13 protein-coding genes and 5 pseudogenes are annotated in these 15,725 nt (G+C 36.7%); 12 read left to right on the forward strand and 6 right to left on the reverse strand.

The window, feature by feature from the left end:
• Nucleotides 1–78 precede the first annotated feature (78 nt).
• From yoaA to AC01GB_RS15720, 6 genes and pseudogenes are all read left to right on the forward strand, one after another.
• Nucleotides 79–1,992 (forward strand): DNA repair helicase YoaA, encoded by a 1,914-nt coding sequence (yoaA, locus tag AC01GB_RS15695; RefSeq protein ID WP_474452631.1) that lies wholly within the window; start codon nt 79–81, stop codon nt 1,990–1,992.
• A gap of 110 nt (nt 1,993–2,102) precedes the next feature.
• Nucleotides 2,103–2,798, forward strand: coding sequence for a tRNA (adenosine(37)-N6)-threonylcarbamoyltransferase complex dimerization subunit type 1 TsaB (gene tsaB, locus AC01GB_RS15700; RefSeq protein ID WP_474452632.1), 696 nt, complete (start codon nt 2,103–2,105; stop codon nt 2,796–2,798).
• Between the two features lie 40 nt (nt 2,799–2,838).
• Nucleotides 2,839–3,441 (forward strand): Slp family lipoprotein, encoded by a 603-nt coding sequence (locus tag AC01GB_RS15705; protein WP_474452633.1) that lies wholly within the window; start codon nt 2,839–2,841, stop codon nt 3,439–3,441.
• A gap of 373 nt (nt 3,442–3,814) precedes the next feature.
• Nucleotides 3,815–5,351 (forward strand): annotated as a pseudogene (locus AC01GB_RS15710) (AMP-binding protein).
• 150 nt (nt 5,352–5,501) lie between these two features.
• Nucleotides 5,502–6,140 (forward strand): annotated as a pseudogene (locus tag AC01GB_RS15715) (HRDC domain-containing protein); the annotation flags it as partial.
• A 20-nt stretch (nt 6,141–6,160) separates the two neighbouring features.
• On the forward strand, nt 6,161–6,574 hold the full coding sequence (locus AC01GB_RS15720; protein ID WP_474452634.1) for a hypothetical protein: 414 nt from the start codon (nt 6,161–6,163) through the stop codon (nt 6,572–6,574).
• A gap of 484 nt (nt 6,575–7,058) precedes the next feature.
• Here the strand turns inward: AC01GB_RS15720 and AC01GB_RS15725 are convergent.
• From AC01GB_RS15725 to AC01GB_RS15745, 5 genes and pseudogenes are all read right to left on the reverse strand, one after another.
• Nucleotides 7,059–7,577, reverse strand: a pseudogene (locus AC01GB_RS15725) (pyridoxal-phosphate dependent enzyme); the annotation flags it as partial.
• An 18-nt stretch (nt 7,578–7,595) separates the two neighbouring features.
• Entirely contained in the window at nt 7,596–7,841 is a 246-nt protein-coding gene (gene trpF, locus AC01GB_RS15730) for a phosphoribosylanthranilate isomerase (RefSeq protein WP_474452917.1), read from the reverse strand.
• Nucleotides 7,745–8,239, reverse strand: a complete 495-nt coding sequence (gene trpF, locus AC01GB_RS15735) for a phosphoribosylanthranilate isomerase (RefSeq protein WP_474452635.1) — start codon at nt 8,237–8,239, stop codon at nt 7,745–7,747. The genes trpF (AC01GB_RS15730) and trpF (AC01GB_RS15735) overlap by 97 nt, the downstream gene beginning before the upstream one ends.
• A 10-nt stretch (nt 8,240–8,249) precedes the next feature.
• Nucleotides 8,250–8,546: pseudogene (locus AC01GB_RS15740) on the reverse strand (chorismate-binding protein); the annotation flags it as partial.
• Nucleotides 8,547–8,607: 61 nt separating this feature from the next.
• Nucleotides 8,608–8,922, reverse strand: a complete 315-nt coding sequence (locus AC01GB_RS15745) for a hypothetical protein (protein WP_488656432.1) — start codon at nt 8,920–8,922, stop codon at nt 8,608–8,610.
• A gap of 742 nt (nt 8,923–9,664) precedes the next feature.
• Here AC01GB_RS15745 and AC01GB_RS15750 point away from each other — a divergent pair.
• The 5 genes and pseudogenes from AC01GB_RS15750 to AC01GB_RS15770 all read left to right on the forward strand — a co-directional run bounded on the left by AC01GB_RS15750 (nt 9,665) and on the right by AC01GB_RS15770 (nt 13,468).
• Nucleotides 9,665–10,558: pseudogene (locus AC01GB_RS15750) on the forward strand (PHP domain-containing protein).
• 121 nt (nt 10,559–10,679) lie between these two features.
• A complete protein-coding gene (locus AC01GB_RS15755) occupies nt 10,680–11,300 on the forward strand; it encodes an L-threonylcarbamoyladenylate synthase (RefSeq protein ID WP_474452636.1) in 621 nt (206 codons plus the stop codon).
• A 113-nt stretch (nt 11,301–11,413) separates the two neighbouring features.
• Nucleotides 11,414–12,340 carry a 23S rRNA pseudouridine(2605) synthase RluB gene (gene rluB, locus AC01GB_RS15760; RefSeq protein ID WP_474452637.1) on the forward strand — a complete coding sequence of 309 codons (927 nt, stop codon included), beginning with the start codon at nt 11,414–11,416 and terminating at the stop codon, nt 12,338–12,340.
• A 161-nt stretch (nt 12,341–12,501) separates the two neighbouring features.
• Nucleotides 12,502–12,774: a hypothetical protein gene (locus AC01GB_RS15765; protein ID WP_474452638.1), complete on the forward strand. Its 273-nt coding sequence runs from the start codon at nt 12,502–12,504 to the stop codon at nt 12,772–12,774.
• A gap of 280 nt (nt 12,775–13,054) precedes the next feature.
• Nucleotides 13,055–13,468: a hypothetical protein gene (locus AC01GB_RS15770; RefSeq protein WP_474452639.1), complete on the forward strand. Its 414-nt coding sequence runs from the start codon at nt 13,055–13,057 to the stop codon at nt 13,466–13,468.
• 79 nt (nt 13,469–13,547) lie between these two features.
• Here AC01GB_RS15770 and AC01GB_RS15775 read toward each other — a convergent pair whose 3' ends face one another.
• The gene (locus tag AC01GB_RS15775; protein ID WP_474452640.1) at nt 13,548–14,318 is read right to left on the reverse strand and encodes a YciK family oxidoreductase; all 771 of its coding nucleotides are present in this window, start codon (nt 14,316–14,318) and stop codon (nt 13,548–13,550) included.
• 113 nt (nt 14,319–14,431) lie between these two features.
• On the opposite strand from AC01GB_RS15775, the gene sohB reads away from it, so the two are divergent.
• Complete coding sequence (sohB, locus tag AC01GB_RS15780) at nt 14,432–15,478, forward strand: protease SohB (RefSeq protein WP_474452641.1); 1,047 nt, start codon at nt 14,432–14,434, stop codon at nt 15,476–15,478.
• The last annotated feature ends 247 nt before the right edge of the window (nt 15,479–15,725 follow it).

Below are 15,725 nucleotides of genomic sequence, written 5' to 3' on the forward strand. Positions count from 1 at the left end.
TGCTAAGTGAGCTTTTATTACCTAGGCTAGTGTAAACATCAGCAAAATATTTTCGCTAATTAAAATAATGAGACTAAAGTGTTAGACGATTTTTCTATTAATGGCCAATTGGTTAATGCCATCCCTGGATTTCGGCCACGTGATGCGCAAATTGAAATGGCTCGCGCCATAACGGCGGCAATTCAATCTCAACAGACGCTTGTGGTTGAAGCAGGGACAGGAACGGGTAAAACTTATGCTTATTTAGTGCCGGCCTTACGTTCTAACAAAAAAGTCGTGATCTCAACCGGCTCAAAAACTTTGCAGGATCAAATCTATTATCGTGATTTACCGATTATTAAAGCGGCTTTAGACTATTCAGGTCATGTCGCTTTATTAAAAGGGCGGGCTAATTATTTGTGTCTGGAGCGGCTTGATCAGCAATCATTAGCTGGAGAGCAACTAGCCGCTGAAATGATTGCTGATATTGTTTGTTTACGTAGTTGGGCAATAGAGACTGAAGATGGTGATATCAGTAATTGTCATCAGGTAGCCGAAGATAGCGCTGTTTGGCCATTAGTAACCAGTACTAATGATAATTGTATCGGCAGTCATTGCCCCCATTATCAGCGTTGTTTTGTACTTAAAGCGCGTAAAAAAGCGCTAGAAGCCGATGTAGTGGTTATCAATCACCATCTATTTATGGCTGATAAGGTGGTAAAAAATACTGGATTTGGCGAGTTACTTCCGTCAGCGGAGGTAGTTATTTTTGATGAGGCGCATCAGATCCCCGATATTGCCAGTCAATACTTTAGCCAACAGCTTAGTAGTCGTCAATTATTTGAACTTGCACGTGATATTATCCTCGTATATCGGACAGAAATTCGTGATCAGATACAATTACAAAAGTGTGCCGATAGCATTAGCCAGGCTACTTTAGATTTTCGATTAGCATTAGGTGAAAATGGATTTAGAGGGGATTTGCAGCAATTACTTAATCAACAGTCGGTTAGCAGTGTTTTGCAGCGTCTTGAGGATGCATTGGAATTTAGCTATGAGGTGATGAAACTGTCGCTGGGGCGCTCTATCGCGTTAGATGCTATTTTTGATCGAACAACGACTTATCGTAATCGTTTAAATCGGTTGAAAGAGACAACAATACCTGGGTTTAGCTATTGGTTTGAAAGTTTTGGCCGCCATTTTTTATTAGCATTAACACCATTAACGGTGGCGGATAAATTTCATAACATGATAACCACTGAAAAAGGCAGTTGGATCTTTACTTCAGCTACCTTAGCAATCAGTGATAAATTAAGTTATTTTAGCCAGCGTCTAGGATTGGAGAAAGCCAATAATTTAATCTTACCAAGTCCATTTGACTATCAGCGCCAAACATTACTTTGTGTACCCCGTTATTTGCCAGATATTAATCAAGCTGACTTTGCTCAGCAATTAGTCGTTATGCTAAAGCCAGTTATCGATCATAATCAGGGGCGTTGTTTCTTTTTATGTACATCACTTCATATGATGCGTGAATTAACAGCAATGTTTCGCGATTATTTGAATTTACCTGTTTTGATGCAGGGAGAAACCTGTAAAGCGCGATTGTTGTCACAATTTACAGCAGCAGGTAATGCATTATTAATAGCCACCAGCAGTTTTTGGGAAGGTGTTGATGTTAAAGGTGATGTTCTTTCTTGTGTCATTATCGATAGATTACCCTTTACGTCGCCTGATGAACCATTATTGCGAGCGCGTATGCAAGATTGTCAGCTCCAAGGCGGCAATGCATTTTATGATGTCCAATTACCTGATGCGGTACTTAATTTAAAGCAAGGGGTTGGCCGGCTTGTGCGTGATGTTAATGATTTTGGGGTTATTATTATTTGTGATAAACGATTAGTATCGCGACCTTATGGTGAAATTTTTTTAAATAGTTTACCGCCTTCGCCTAGAACTCGTAGTTTGCAAGCGGCGATTGATTTTTTAGCAAAAACGTCCTTAAGTAATTAATTAAATAGTGGCGATAACATATAAGTTTTTTCTTATTTATACCTTCCTATTGAACAAAATATGTTAGTATTAGCAATTATTTAGTCATAAAAATAGCCAGGATCTAAAATATGGCAATCCATATATTAGCGATTGATACCGCCACTGAAGCGTGTTCTGTCGCCCTATGGCGCGATGGAGAAATTTTTACTCAATTTGCCGTTTCACGGCGGGAGCACACCCAAGAAATATTACCGATGGTAGAGCAGTGTCTTATTGATGCGCATCTGGATTTACAACATATCGATGTTTTAGCTTTTGGACGTGGGCCAGGCAGTTTTACTGGCGTTCGTATTGCTGTCAGTATTGCTCAGGGATTGGCATTTGGGGCTAATTTACCGATGATAGGTATCTCTTCTCTGTTAACTATGGCGCAAGGCGCTTATCGTCAATTAGGTGCAAAAAAAGTACTGGTAGCGATAGATGCCAGAATGGGCGAAATTTATTCTGCTTGTTATGAAATTAAACCAGATGGGTTTTGGCAAGGTGCAGAAAGTGAGGCAGTGCTCAAGCCTGAGCAGTTTTTAGCCAAAATAAATGGCTTAAGTGGACAATGGGCTATTGCCGGGACAGGTTGGTCAGCCTATCCTATATTAAGAACGACAAATTTAAATTTATTGGAAAGTGGTATTTCTTTACCTGATGCGCAAGATATGTTGATGTTAGCTCTACCAGAGTGGCACCAAGGTAAAACAGTTGACGCTGAAGAAGCCCAGCCGGTTTATTTACGTAATGAGGTTAGTTGGAAAAAATTACCCGGCCGTTGATGCTTGTTTAAAATTATTATGCCGTTTTAAGGGCTGGTTTATGAAAATAAAGTTAAACTACCAGGCTGCCATAAAGGTTGCTCTGTTGGCTGGTGTTGTTTTATTAGCTGGCTGTGTTTCAATTCCCGCGTCAATTAAGGGAACGACACAAACACCGGTTGAAAGTTTATCAGCAGTGCGTAAGGCCCCTGAGCTTTATATTGGTCAAGAAGGGCGCTTTGGCGGTAAGGTGATCTCTGTTTTAAACAACAACAACCAAACTCGGCTTGAAATAGCAGTGATGCCATTAAGCAAATATGACGCTGCGCCAAGGTTAAACACACCATCGGTAGGACGTATCTATGCTTATATTGCCCGTTTTTTGGATCCATCAGATTTTAGCGGTCGCTATATTACTGTCGTTGGGACAATTACTGGCATTGAAGAAGGCAAAATTGATTTAGTTTCCTACCAGTATGTCAAGATTGCTGTATCAGGTTATCAACGTTGGAATCAAATGCAATCAGTTGTATTACCACCTTCAGGTTGGGGATATGGATCGCCATGGTATCCAAACTATCCTAATTCGCCTTATTATTGGAATTGGGGCCCTTGGGGTTATCCTGTTAGTGAGGCTGAAATACGAACTTATTTAATCGAATAATTATTAGTTTTATCAATCAGTCAGGGTAAATATTTTGCCATATTTACCCTGATTGGTTGTTAGGCTGAGCAAATTTTGCGCTGCTAAAAGGTGCGGTTATGCGCTAATATGATAAAAAGCATTGTTTTTTCAAAAAAAGTCGAATGATATATAATTAATCTTATATATAATTATTACGCTAATTTTTATAGCTAACTGAAAATTAATCAAAATGTAGAAGCTGATAAATTAGCTTAGTTTAAACTTATTCGAGATTTGAAATTAAATAGTGATACATATCTCAGCATTAGCACAAAACGGTTCTCAAACTAGTATGCTGAGTTAGTATTTTGTTAACAAATTAATTTTTGGCAGTTACTTCACTTAGTTTCAAATCAGGAGTGTTACAGCGGAAAAAATCTGGCTAAAAAATTATCCATATGATGTACCGGCAGAAATAGGACCGGTATCTGAAACATCATTAGCAGACTTACTAGAAAATGCGGTTACTGCATATGCTGATCGTCCAGCTTTCATTAATATGGGTGAAATAATGACCTATCGTAAACTGGAAGAGCGTAGTCGAGCGTTTGCGGCTTATTTACAAAATGGCTTAGGTTTGCAAAAAGGCGCTCGTATTGCGCTGATGCTACCCAATTTATTACAGTAACCGGTTGCACTTTTTGGTATTTTACGTGCAGGTATGGTCGTCGTTAATGTTAATCCGCTTTATACCCCAAGAGAATTAGAACATCAACTTAGTGATAGTGAGGCTATTGCGATTGTTATCGTATCCAATTTTGCCCATACATTAGAAAAAGTCGTTTTTAATACCCAAGTTAAACATGTCATTCTGACCTGTTTAGGCGATCAACTGTCTCGGCCAAAGGGGACGATTGTTGATTTTGTTGTTAAATATATAAAACGTCTGGTACCTAAATATTATTTGCCACAACCGATCTCTTTTCGCTGTGTTATGCAATTAGGCTATCGTATGCAATATGTGAAACCTCATATTTCTGGCGAAGATTTGGCTTTTCTCCAGTATACCGGAGGAACCACCGGCTCAGGGAAAGGCGCAATGCTTAGCCATTATAATATGTTGGTAAATGTTGAGCAGGGTGGAGCTACTTATTTGCCTGCTATGCAGTTAGGTGAAGAAATTATTGTGACGGCGTTGCCGCTGTACCATATTTTTGCTTTGACAGTAAATTGTTTGTTATTTGTTAACATTGACGGTACTAATTTGCTGATCACTAATCCGCGGGATGTTGCCGCAACGGTTAAAGAACTTGCGCGTTATTCTTTTACTGGCATTACAGGTGTTAATGCATTATTTAATGCCTGGTTGCATAATGAAGAATTTAGAAAACTTGATTTTTCCCATTTGAATGTTTCTATTGGCGGTGGTATGCCGGAACAAAAGACAGTAGCGGAAGAGTGGCAACAACTGATGGGCAAGTCTTTACTGGAGGGCTATGGTTTAACTGAGTGTTCGTCATTAGTGACGGCATACAATTTAAGTAAACATGAAGGGTTACTGGCGCTCTCCTGCTATGACCGACGAAGTGATGAAAGATGGTTGGTTAGCGACCGGTGATATTGCCAAGATCGATGAAAAAGGCTTTATTAAATTTGTTGATCGCAAAAAAGATATGATTTTAGTTTCTGGTTTTAATGTTTACCCGAGTGAAATTGAAGAAGTTATCTCTAATCATCCCAAAGTCATTGAAAATGCAGCAATTGGTGTGGTAGATGAAAATACTGGTGAAACGGTCAAAGCCTTTGTGGTATCTACTGATCCTGCTTTGACTGCTGAAGAATTAAAAATCTATTGCCGTCAATATTTGACTGCCTATAAAGTGCCTAAGTTTTTTGAGTTTCGCTCTGAGTTACCTAAATCGAATGTAGGTAAAATTTTACGACGATAATTAAGAGAAGAGGAGCAGAAAAAATATCAGACAGCGACAGAAAAGCATCAAGTAACACAAACATTAGATAGTTAATTTTGATAAACAGCATCGCTAAAATGACGGCCAAGAGTGATGTTGTTAAAAATAAATCACAAAGAGAAAGACGTTTTGAATTATCAGTTGATTACCAGAGATGCTCAACTTAAGAAAGTTTGTCAAGCAGCATCGAAGGCTAACAAAATAGCTTTAGATACAGAATTTGTACGAGTAAAAACTTATTATCCACAGTTTGGTCTTATTCAGCTATATGACGGTGATCAACTGTCATTAATTGATCCTATTGCCATTACTAATATGGAGCCGTTTAGAAATTCATTAACAGATGGCAAAGTGACTAAAATCTTGCATGCTGGTAGTGAAGATATAGAAGTATTTTTACATCATTTGGCTTGTGTTCCACAGCCGATGTTAGATACCCAGGTTATGGCCGCATTTCTTGGTCATCCAATTTCTAGGGGGTTTGCAAGCTTAGTGAATGTTTAGCTGAAAAACAACTGTCGTTGATTAATAAATATTAGGCTATTTACCGGCGGTAACCGATGAATGCCAGCGGATTTTGTTACGTCGACAAGAGATATTATCACCCGCAGATGCATATAAAAGTATTAAAAATAGTTGGCAATTGCGGGCTCAAAAGCTTGCCTGTCTTAAACAATTAGCAGCCTGGCGTCTTAATCAAGCTCGACGGCGTGATTTAGCGGTCAATTTATTGTTAGAGAAGAACATCTATGGAAAATAGCGGGTTACCAGGTTATTAAGAGACTGGAATGAAAACAACACTGATATTTATAATGGCGATAACAATAATTTTTAATAGTTATGCTGATGATCTCCATTTTATAAAGGATAGGTTACCAACGGAAAATAAAAAATTAAAAACCAATAATAAATATAAAGATGATGGTACATATATCATTATTGATGAAAATAATATAAAAAATTCTACTGCTAGTATCACTAAATATAAAAGCTATAGTAAAGTATTGGCTTATAATAATATTACTAATACTAACACGCAAATTAAAGCAGACAGAATAACTTATCGAACAGGTAATATGCCGTTTTTTATAGAGTATAATAATATTAATGATAAAAATGCTCATATCAATTTATCTTATTTTAAACCTTGGTTAGTTGATGGTTTTGGTTATTCAAAATTTCAAATAAAACAAGGTAGTTAATTAAGTGCTAATGAAATGAATGTTTATGTAACAGGCGGTTCATGTAGAAATGTTGCTGAGATAGATATTAATTCATTATTTTATTTTAATGTTTATAAAGTAAGAGATATTAGGGAAGTCATTAATCGAATAACAAAAATTATCAATTTAATAATAAAATAAAAAGTGAGTACCAAATCTTAAAGCAAGCCAGGAAAATTATCTTATTGTTAATAGCGGAAAAATAATCACAGGCGATTTTGTAAATGGAAATGCTTTTACTAGTGAAATGATAAAAAAAGGAAATGGAATAGTTAAAATTAAGAAATAAAAATGTTTATATTTAAGTCATTATGGCATAAGCCCACCATAATCGATGGGCACTTGGTGTTAAAAATTAGCTATTTTATTTTTTTTCGTCCGTTTCAGGTAAAGTTACATTTAACTCTAAAACCGAGATATCATCATTTCTATAAGTAAGGATAAAATACTAAAAATAGAGTGATATTTGTGCTTTGGCTTCATCGCCAATCATACGTTGAAACACGCGTACTAGCGTTGGATAGGGATGGGGCCCGGCGGCGGTGCCAAGTAAATAGTGGGTGTTGCTATAACTGGCTGACTAATCTCTCAAGGCTTCATTGCAGGCGTCTTTTAAGGTTGCTAAGCCATCATTTACCGTAATCACTTTAGCGCCCAATAATTGCATCCGAAATACATTGGGTAATTGGCGTTGGACATCTTTTTCCCCCATATAGATGCGACATTTTAGCCCAAGTAATGCACAAGCCAGTGCTGTAGCAACGCCATGTTGTCCAGCGCCAGTTTCTACAATAATTTCAGTTTTGCCCATCCGTTTGGCTAATAAAGCCTGGTCTAACACTTGATTTGTTTTATGTGCGCCTCCATGCAATAGATCTTCTCGTTTTAGATAAAGTTTAGTTTTAGTACCGATGGTTAAATTGCGACATAGCGTTAAGGCGGTGGGACGGCCAGCGTAATTTTGTAATAGATCGTTAAATTGTTAATTTGATTGTTATGCTTATAAATAATCAAACAATTTTTCAAAGGTAATCTGTAACTTATGGCAACTTTTTATGCCAGGCCGCTGTTCAACACCAGAATTGAAATCAAGGCCTAAGCAGCCTAACGCAGCTGCTTGTTGGCAGTTGCCCGCATTTAATCCACCGGTTAACATAATTTTATCAAGATGTTTCTCAGGTAATTTGGACCAGTCAAAAGTTTTGCCTGTGCCACCTTCACCATGATCAAGTAAATAGCGATCGATATTTTTTGCGTTGAAACAAGGTGGTGATTGAGCATATTAACTGCTTGCCATATTTCGCAATTTGCGAGTAATAAAGAACGAAGTTGCTGAATGTCAGAAGCTGTTTTATAACCATGCAACTGGACGGCAAATAAATTTAACTGATGACTAATTTTAGCGATTAATGAATTTACCTGGTGTTGAAAAACGTCAACATAGTTAAGAGGGGCTGCGGCAATAACGGCTCTTGCTTGCTCAAGTGTTACTTTGCGTGGCGATTTGTCTGCAAAAATTAAACCGCCATAAATCGCTCCAACTTGATAAGCACTTTGGGCATCTTGTGGGCGAGTGAGACCACAGACTTTATTGTCACCAATAATTAGCCGACGAATAGCTAACATTAAATTTTCTTCACCCATTTAATGCACTGCCAACTACCCGGGAAACGAGGTGCATAACATGGGAATAACGATCAATAGAGGTTAAGTCGGCAACATATCGACTATCCGGCTGACAAATCCGCGCCAAGTCATTGCGGGCCAAATCAACTAACATAATATGTTCAGCCAGTTCTTTCGGATCAGTTCGCAGCGCCAGTTCAATTTTACTATCTAAATCAGCATCTATTTCGCCTAGTTTATTACGCCCTCTTGGCCTAGTTCCGGCGATTGAATATATTTCAATTTGTCGACTTTTGGCGTCATATTTGAGTGCGCTTTCAGGAGATTTAGTTTTTCAATAATCTCGCAATATTCATTATCGTTTTTATTGACCACTAAAGGTATTGCTATCTCAGCTGCGATTGGTAAGGGGGCGGTAGTGGTTGCTGACAGACTGTAATAATTGCTTGATGACGGTTTAATATAGTATTAGTAATAGATTGTTTTGTTAAAAATTGACAGCTTATCAGCTTTGCAGACTGTTTTTGGTGCTGAATCACAAGATAATGTTCAGCTAAATAGAGACAGTAATCAGGACAACGATTTGATTTTGCTACTGGAGGTAAATTTTCAAAATCAGCAACTAAATCATAGGAGAATAACCCCGCTAACAGAATTTTATCTGCATCAATAGTGTTATGTTTGGCTAAATTATAAATCAAACGTAGCGCATCAAAGGATGAAGTTGCTTTTAGCCGGCTATCTTCGTCAAGATGTGGCTCTATTGGGGGATAATTAACTACTAATTGACCATCCGATTTTCCGATTTGCTCTTTTCTAATTCACTGGGTAGAGCGGTGTAAATATGGCTTAATAGCGCATTTCCATTAGGGCTAAGAGCGGCAAAAGTAACTTGCTGTTGGTTGCGGTAATTCGTAATGCACTATCAACGATCAGGATACTTTGTAGATTTTGCTTATTATTAACGGTAGCGGACTCTAACAATAGTGTGCCTAGGCGGATTGCTACATAAATGATGAAATAACAGACAAACTTCAGGCTGATAATTAATTTTATTCTCTAATATGCGAAAAGTTGTTTGATTGACTGCTATGTTTTCCATATTGGTTGCCTTTTATATTATATTAATTGGTTATAAAAAAAACCGCTTCATGGCGGGTTTTGATCTGGTGTTGCGTTATTAATTCACGCGCAGGAAGAAACCGCCTATTTAAGGGAGTTTTGCCACCAACGGATTTTAATGATGATAAAAAATACCAATCTCATTTTTGTTCTTCCTCGCAATATGTCATGATAGGTTAGCTCTATCGCTAACCACTGCACTAGTAAACTAGATTATTCGGATTATGTTAAGTATTTTATGCCCCACTATGAATTTTTTCTATAATCGTCAGCTGTAAATGAGGATAAAGCTTTGGCACACGACAATGAGAAGCTGTCTTTATTTATGATCTACATAGTCACACAAAAGCTTCTGATGGTGATCTCACCCCCTTAGAATTAGTAGACAGAGCGGTATTAATGAGGGTCGATGTATTAGCTATCACTGATCACGATACAGTTAATGGAATTTTGCCAGCATGGCAGTATATTAATGAAAAAAAGTAAGCGGCTAACATTAATTGCCGGTGTTGAAATTTCCACAATTTGAGAAAAAATTGAAATTCATATCGTCGGTCTTAACATTAACCTGGATGCAAACTGTCTTAAACATTTACTGGAAATGCAAACTGCACGGCGCAACCTGCGTGCGGAAAAAATAGGCTATAAATTAGAAAAATTCGGTATTCCTGATGCCTGGCAAAATGCTAAAGCTTATGCTGCCGGTGGAACAGGTAACACGTAGCCATTTTGCGTGTTATATTATGGATTATGCTGAACAAAAAAGTATCGGCCATGTTTTTAAAAAATATTTAACCCGAGGTAAACCAGGTTACGTCCCGGCTGATTGGTGTAAGCTTGATGAGGCAATAGACGTTATTCATCAAGCGGGAGGAGTTGCTGTCTTGGCACATCCTGGTCGCTACTCGCTATCAGCAAAATGGCAAAATGGCAAAATGGCAAAATGGCAAAATGGCAAAATGGCAAAATGGCAAAATGGCAAAATGGCAAAAAAGGTTAGTTTTATATTTTAAACAGCAACAGGGTGATGCGATTGAAATTGCTCAATGCCAACAATCGCCTGATGAATAAAAAAATTTAACTGAATTAGCTAGACTACATGATTTATATGCTTCGGTCGGTTCTGATTTTCATCGCCCTTCCGCCTGGACTGTGCTAGGTAGAAATCTTTGGTTGCCCGCAGGTGTTACACCGATTTGGCAAACTTGGCAATAAAAATTTGGGATTATCGTTTAGGCTTAAATATTATATAGTAAGCAGCTTAGGTATATTGATAACTTAATTTTCAAGTTTAATTAAATAATATAGTGATTAAATAAATATATAGAGAACATTCATGGGACAATCTCTCCATATTCACCCACAAAATCCGCAACCTAGATTAATTAACCAATGTATAGAGATATTAAACAAAGGTGGCATTATTGTTTATCCGACTGATTCCGGCTATGCAATTGGCTGTAAGTTAGATAATAAAAACGCACTTATGCAAATTTGTCGCCTACGTCAATTGGATTCCCGCCACAATTTTACCCTAATGTGTCGTGATTTATCTGAAATAGCTGAATATGCCTATCTAGATAATCACTTGTTTAGAATGATTAAAAATAGTACACCAGGTCATTACACTTTTATTTTACGTGCAACAAAAGAAGTACCACGTCGAATAATGAATAAAAAACGTAAAACAATAGGCATACGTTTACCCAATAATCCGATTGCCAGAGATCTGCTTGCCGGAATTGGCGAACCTTTGCTATCGACTAGTTTAATATTGCCAGGTGAAGATTTTGCTCAGTCCTCAGCAGATGAGATAGAAAGTTTAATTGGCCAACAAGTTGACTTGATTATAAATGGTGGTTATTTAAGTGAAAAACCAACCACTGTAGTTGATTTAACAGAGAGTACGCCAAATATCATCCGAGTTGGAATGGGTTCCACGATACCATTTGAATAAAAAAGCTTCAGATGAGAGGTTAATAGAAAAATGGTGTATAATAACCACACTTTATTTTTTTAGTTATTTTTATAATTATGACGCCTGTGAAGGTGACACAAGAGGTTTACGCTATGAGCGTTAAAAAGCAGCAAAGTGAAAAGTTACAAAAAGTACTTGCTCGTTGTGGTTATGGATCGCGCAGGGAAATAGAAGGTTTTATTCAATCCGGTAGGATCAGTGTTGATGGTCAATTAGCGACCTTGGGTGACCGAATAGAAGTTAAATCTAACACTAAAATTCGCTTAGATGGTCACCTTTTGAAAATCAAAGAAGCGGAGAAAACAGTTTGTCGGATCTTGGCTTATTATAAACCGGAAGGCGAATTATGTACTCATCATGATCCAGAAGGACGTCCAACCGTATTTGATCGCTTACCTAAATTAACCGGCTCTCGCTGGATTGCGATAGGTCGTTTAGATGTAAATACCTGTGGTTTATTATTATTCACCACAGATGGGGAACTGGCTAATCGTTTGATGCATCCTCGTCATGAGGTCGAACGTGAATATGCAGTTCGTGTTTTTGGTGAAATTAATGATGCTAAAATTCGGCAATTAACCAAAGGCGTTCAACTTGAAGATGCTGAAGCTAATTTTAAGACACTGAAGTTTCGTGGCGGAGAAGGCATGAATCAATGGTTTAATGTTACTTTAACGGAAGGCCGTAATCGTGAAGTAAGGCGTTTATGGGAAGCGGTAGGCATACAAGTCGGCCGCCTAATCCGCGTTCGTTATGGTGATATTTATTTACCAAAGGGATTACCCAGAGGAGGATGGACGGAATTAGGTTTAACCCAGATTAATTATTTGCGTCAACTGGCTGGTCTTACAGATGAAACAGCCAGTAAAATATCGGTTGAGCGAGATAGACGTCGTATTAAAGCAAATCAGATCCGTCGCGCTGTAAAACGGCATACACAAGTTTCTTCGATGCGAGTAACAAATAAACGAGCAACAGGGGCTGCCAGGGGGCGTAATACATCTTCGCGTAAAGGATAATATAAAATTAAAGGCAATATTATAGTCAAATTCAGCTGCCTAATGCTTTTTTAATAGATAAAATAGTGCTATATAAATAAATACTTTTAATTTAATTGAGATGATCCTTAGAATAGGCTACTTTCATTAGGCTAAGTTTGATTAGAAGGTTGAAATTTTATATGCCACAATTTGGGCAAATTATCGCTAGCAGCATATTTATATTGCTGTTAGCAGGCTGTGATGAGCCGCAATTAACTCATTCTGCTGATGGGAAATTTTACGTTAGTCATAATAATAAAGATGCCCTTTATTTTAAGATTGATAATCAACCTGTTAAACTTGTTCAGGGTGAAATTAAACAACTTGATTTACGAGCTGGCAAGCATACGATTGAATACCCCATTGGCCAAAAAACTGAATTTATCATTTACCCTGGTAACCAGGGGGAATAATTAATCCTACCCGGTAATATTATTATGCTTATAGTTCGGTTTTTAAAGAAATCATTTCTAACCAATTATTCTCTTTGAAATATAATCAAATTGTTGTTGATGGAATAAAAGTACAGGGTCCAATACTAAGTAGTAATGACTTATTTATTGATAATAATGTTTTTAAATGTGATTACCCTATAGGCGCATCTTTTCTCAATGTTTTAGCTTTGAATAAAAGTAAACAATCAGACGGTCAAGTGAAAACAAAATGCTTACTAAAGAATAGTTTATTGATTTTTTGTCAGTAGTAGGATCAAAAGTTAATAATATTCATATTGTTTATAAAGGAATAAAGGAACAAAACACGGTAACGCATTCGTTTGAATATGCACTACCAATTGCAAATTTTAATAATTATTCTTTACAACTTTATGCTAATAGAATTGTTGAAATTGTTGAAATTGTTGAAATTGTTGAAATTGTTGAAATTGTTGATGACTTTAAAAAAATCAGTAATATAGAATCAAAAGCGCAAATCTATGATGAATATTACCACTATATTTACAATATGGCGAAAATTTATAGCGCTTTCCATTTAGGGCAGAATAAACATGATCGTGATGAGTATTCTGCTTTTATCAATCAAACAAATATGATTTTTAATGCAGGAATATTAAAGCAGCATCCAGTAAATAACTATAAAGCTCATTAATTGACTAATCACTTTGTTTGATAATTGGCTATATCATTTATTATTAATTTTTATTGCGGTTAGTTTTTATAGCTAAATATTAAATTGCCACACCGGGTTTACGATTAGGCTGTGCATCAAAGCTTACTCCTGATTCCTTAATGCTATCTTCTCCCATTAGATAAAGATATATCGGCATAATTTCTTGTGGAGTTTTTAGTTGCATAGGATCCTCTGAAGGAAAAGCATTGGCTCTCATTTGCGTTCTTGTGCCACCGGGATTAATGCAATTAACACGTAAATTAGTATCTTTATATTCATTAAATAATACCTGCATTAGACCTTCGGTTGCGAATTTGGAAACTGAATAGGCCCCCCAATTAGCACGACCTCGTCTGCCGACGCTTGAAGTGGTAAATATTAAGGAACTATTTGGTGCTTGTAGCTGCAGTGGTAGTAGGGCTTGTGTTAGCATAAAAGTTGCGTTAACGTTTATTTGTATAACTTCATGCCAAAGTTTTATAGGTTGATCAATAATCGGCGCAATTTTTCCTAATATGCTTGCGTTATGTAATACACCATCAAGATAGGGATAATGTTGGCTAATGTCAGTTGCTAATTCATGGCATTGTGATTCGGTTATTGTTAATAAATCAAGGGTATAAATAGAAACTGAAGGGGTAAATTTGCTATTAGAAATAATTTCTTGTTTGACTTGTTCTAGTTTTGCGGTTGTTCTACCAACTAAAATAAGATTGGCGCCATAATGTGAATAAGTTAATGCCGCTTCACGTCCAATGCCATCGCCCGCGCCTGTAATTAAAATGGTTTTTTCCTTAAGTAAATCAGCTTTAGCTTGGTGAGGTAGCATGATATTTTCCTACTTTTGATTATTCAAATTTATTAATAAGAGCTATAAGCACTTTATCAAGTTTTTAGTTACAATACCCCTATTGTTTATATTCTGTAAAGAAGGATAGAATTGTGGAATTTCTTTCATCGTATGGATTATTTGTTGCTAAAATAGCAACAGTAGTTGTTGCTATTATATTAATTTCATTGGTTATTTTTAGCTTTGGGCAGCGTAAACAGAGCAAAAAAGGTGATTTAAAACTTATTGATTTAAGTGAAGCTTATCGTCAACGTCAGCGTGAGATGCAACAGGTTAAGATGAGTGACGCTGAATATAAAGTTTGGTTAAAAACCTATAAAAAACAACGTAAAATTGAAGAAAAAAAGCAGAAATCAGATGCTAAAGTTGGTCAAACGACGTTAAAAAAACCTTGTCTTTTTGTAATTAATTTCAAAGGCAGCATGAATGCTCGTGAAGTGAATGCGTTACGTGAAGAAATTACTGCAATTTTATCAATTGCTGATAACAAAGATGAAGTATTGCTTAGGCTTGAAAGTCCAGGTGGCGTTGTGCATGGCTATGGCTTAGCTGCCTCTCAACTAAATCGTTTACGGGAAAAAGGCCTTAAATTAATTGTTTCGGTGGATAAAGTGGCGGCCAGTGGCGGTTATATGATGGCTTGTGTCGCCGATCGTATTGTGGCGGCTCCTTTTGCGATTATTGGCTCTATTGGTGTAGTTGCACAAGTACCCAATTTTCATCGATTATTGAAGAAAAAGGATATTGATGTAGAATTACATACAGCCGGAGAGTATAAACGTACACTAACTTTATTAGGTGAAAATACCGAGCAAGGACGTAAGAAGTTTGTACAAGATTTAAATGAAACACATCAGCTATTTAAAGATTTTGTGCATCAAAAAAGGCCGGCCCTTGATATTAATGCTGTGGCAACCGGTGAGCATTGGTATGGTACCCAGGCAAAGGAAAAAGGATTAATTGATGAAATAGGCGTTAGTGATGACATTATTATCAATCAAATTGATGCTCGTGAAATTATTGAGGTAACTTATACTCCGGCCAGACGTTTTGTTGATCGTTTAATGGGCAGCATGGTAGAAAAGGCAGATAAGTTGTTGATACGCTGGTGGCAAAGCGGACAGAGGCCACTGCTTTAAATTATGAATAAGAAATACATACCGGCGTTTTAAGCCGGTATTTTTATAATGTAATAGTTAAAACTTAATTATTTAATTGCAAATAAAATATTAATTAATTAAAAACATGATAAACAATTTTATACAGCACTATTAAGCTATTTTATTTGGAAATTAATTTCTTTCTGAAAATTTTATTTATATATTTGTTTGAACTAGATTTCTGCTACTTTTTATATAATTTTATTGATTTTTTTTGTAATCTATT

This window comes from Candidatus Arsenophonus phytopathogenicus (assembly GCF_056113345.1).

Bases quoted from the DNA above. Each gene is read 5' to 3' on its own strand.
- AC01GB_RS15705 (WP_474452633.1), top strand. From the start codon at position 2,839: ATGAAAATAAAGTTAAACTACCAGGCTGCCATAAAGGTTGCTCTGTTG.
- trpF (WP_474452635.1), bottom strand. From the start codon at position 8,239: ATGGGTGAAGAAAATTTAATGTTAGCTATTCGTCGGCTAATTATTGGT.
- AC01GB_RS15755 (WP_474452636.1), top strand. From the start codon at position 10,680: ATGGGACAATCTCTCCATATTCACCCACAAAATCCGCAACCTAGATTA.
- AC01GB_RS15765 (WP_474452638.1), top strand. From the start codon at position 12,502: ATGCCACAATTTGGGCAAATTATCGCTAGCAGCATATTTATATTGCTG.
- AC01GB_RS15775 (WP_474452640.1), bottom strand. From the start codon at position 14,318: ATGCTACCTCACCAAGCTAAAGCTGATTTACTTAAGGAAAAAACCATT.
- rluB (WP_474452637.1), top strand. From the start codon at position 11,414: ATGAGCGTTAAAAAGCAGCAAAGTGAAAAGTTACAAAAAGTACTTGCT.
- AC01GB_RS15720 (WP_474452634.1), top strand. From the start codon at position 6,161: ATGAAAACAACACTGATATTTATAATGGCGATAACAATAATTTTTAAT.
- tsaB (WP_474452632.1), top strand. From the start codon at position 2,103: ATGGCAATCCATATATTAGCGATTGATACCGCCACTGAAGCGTGTTCT.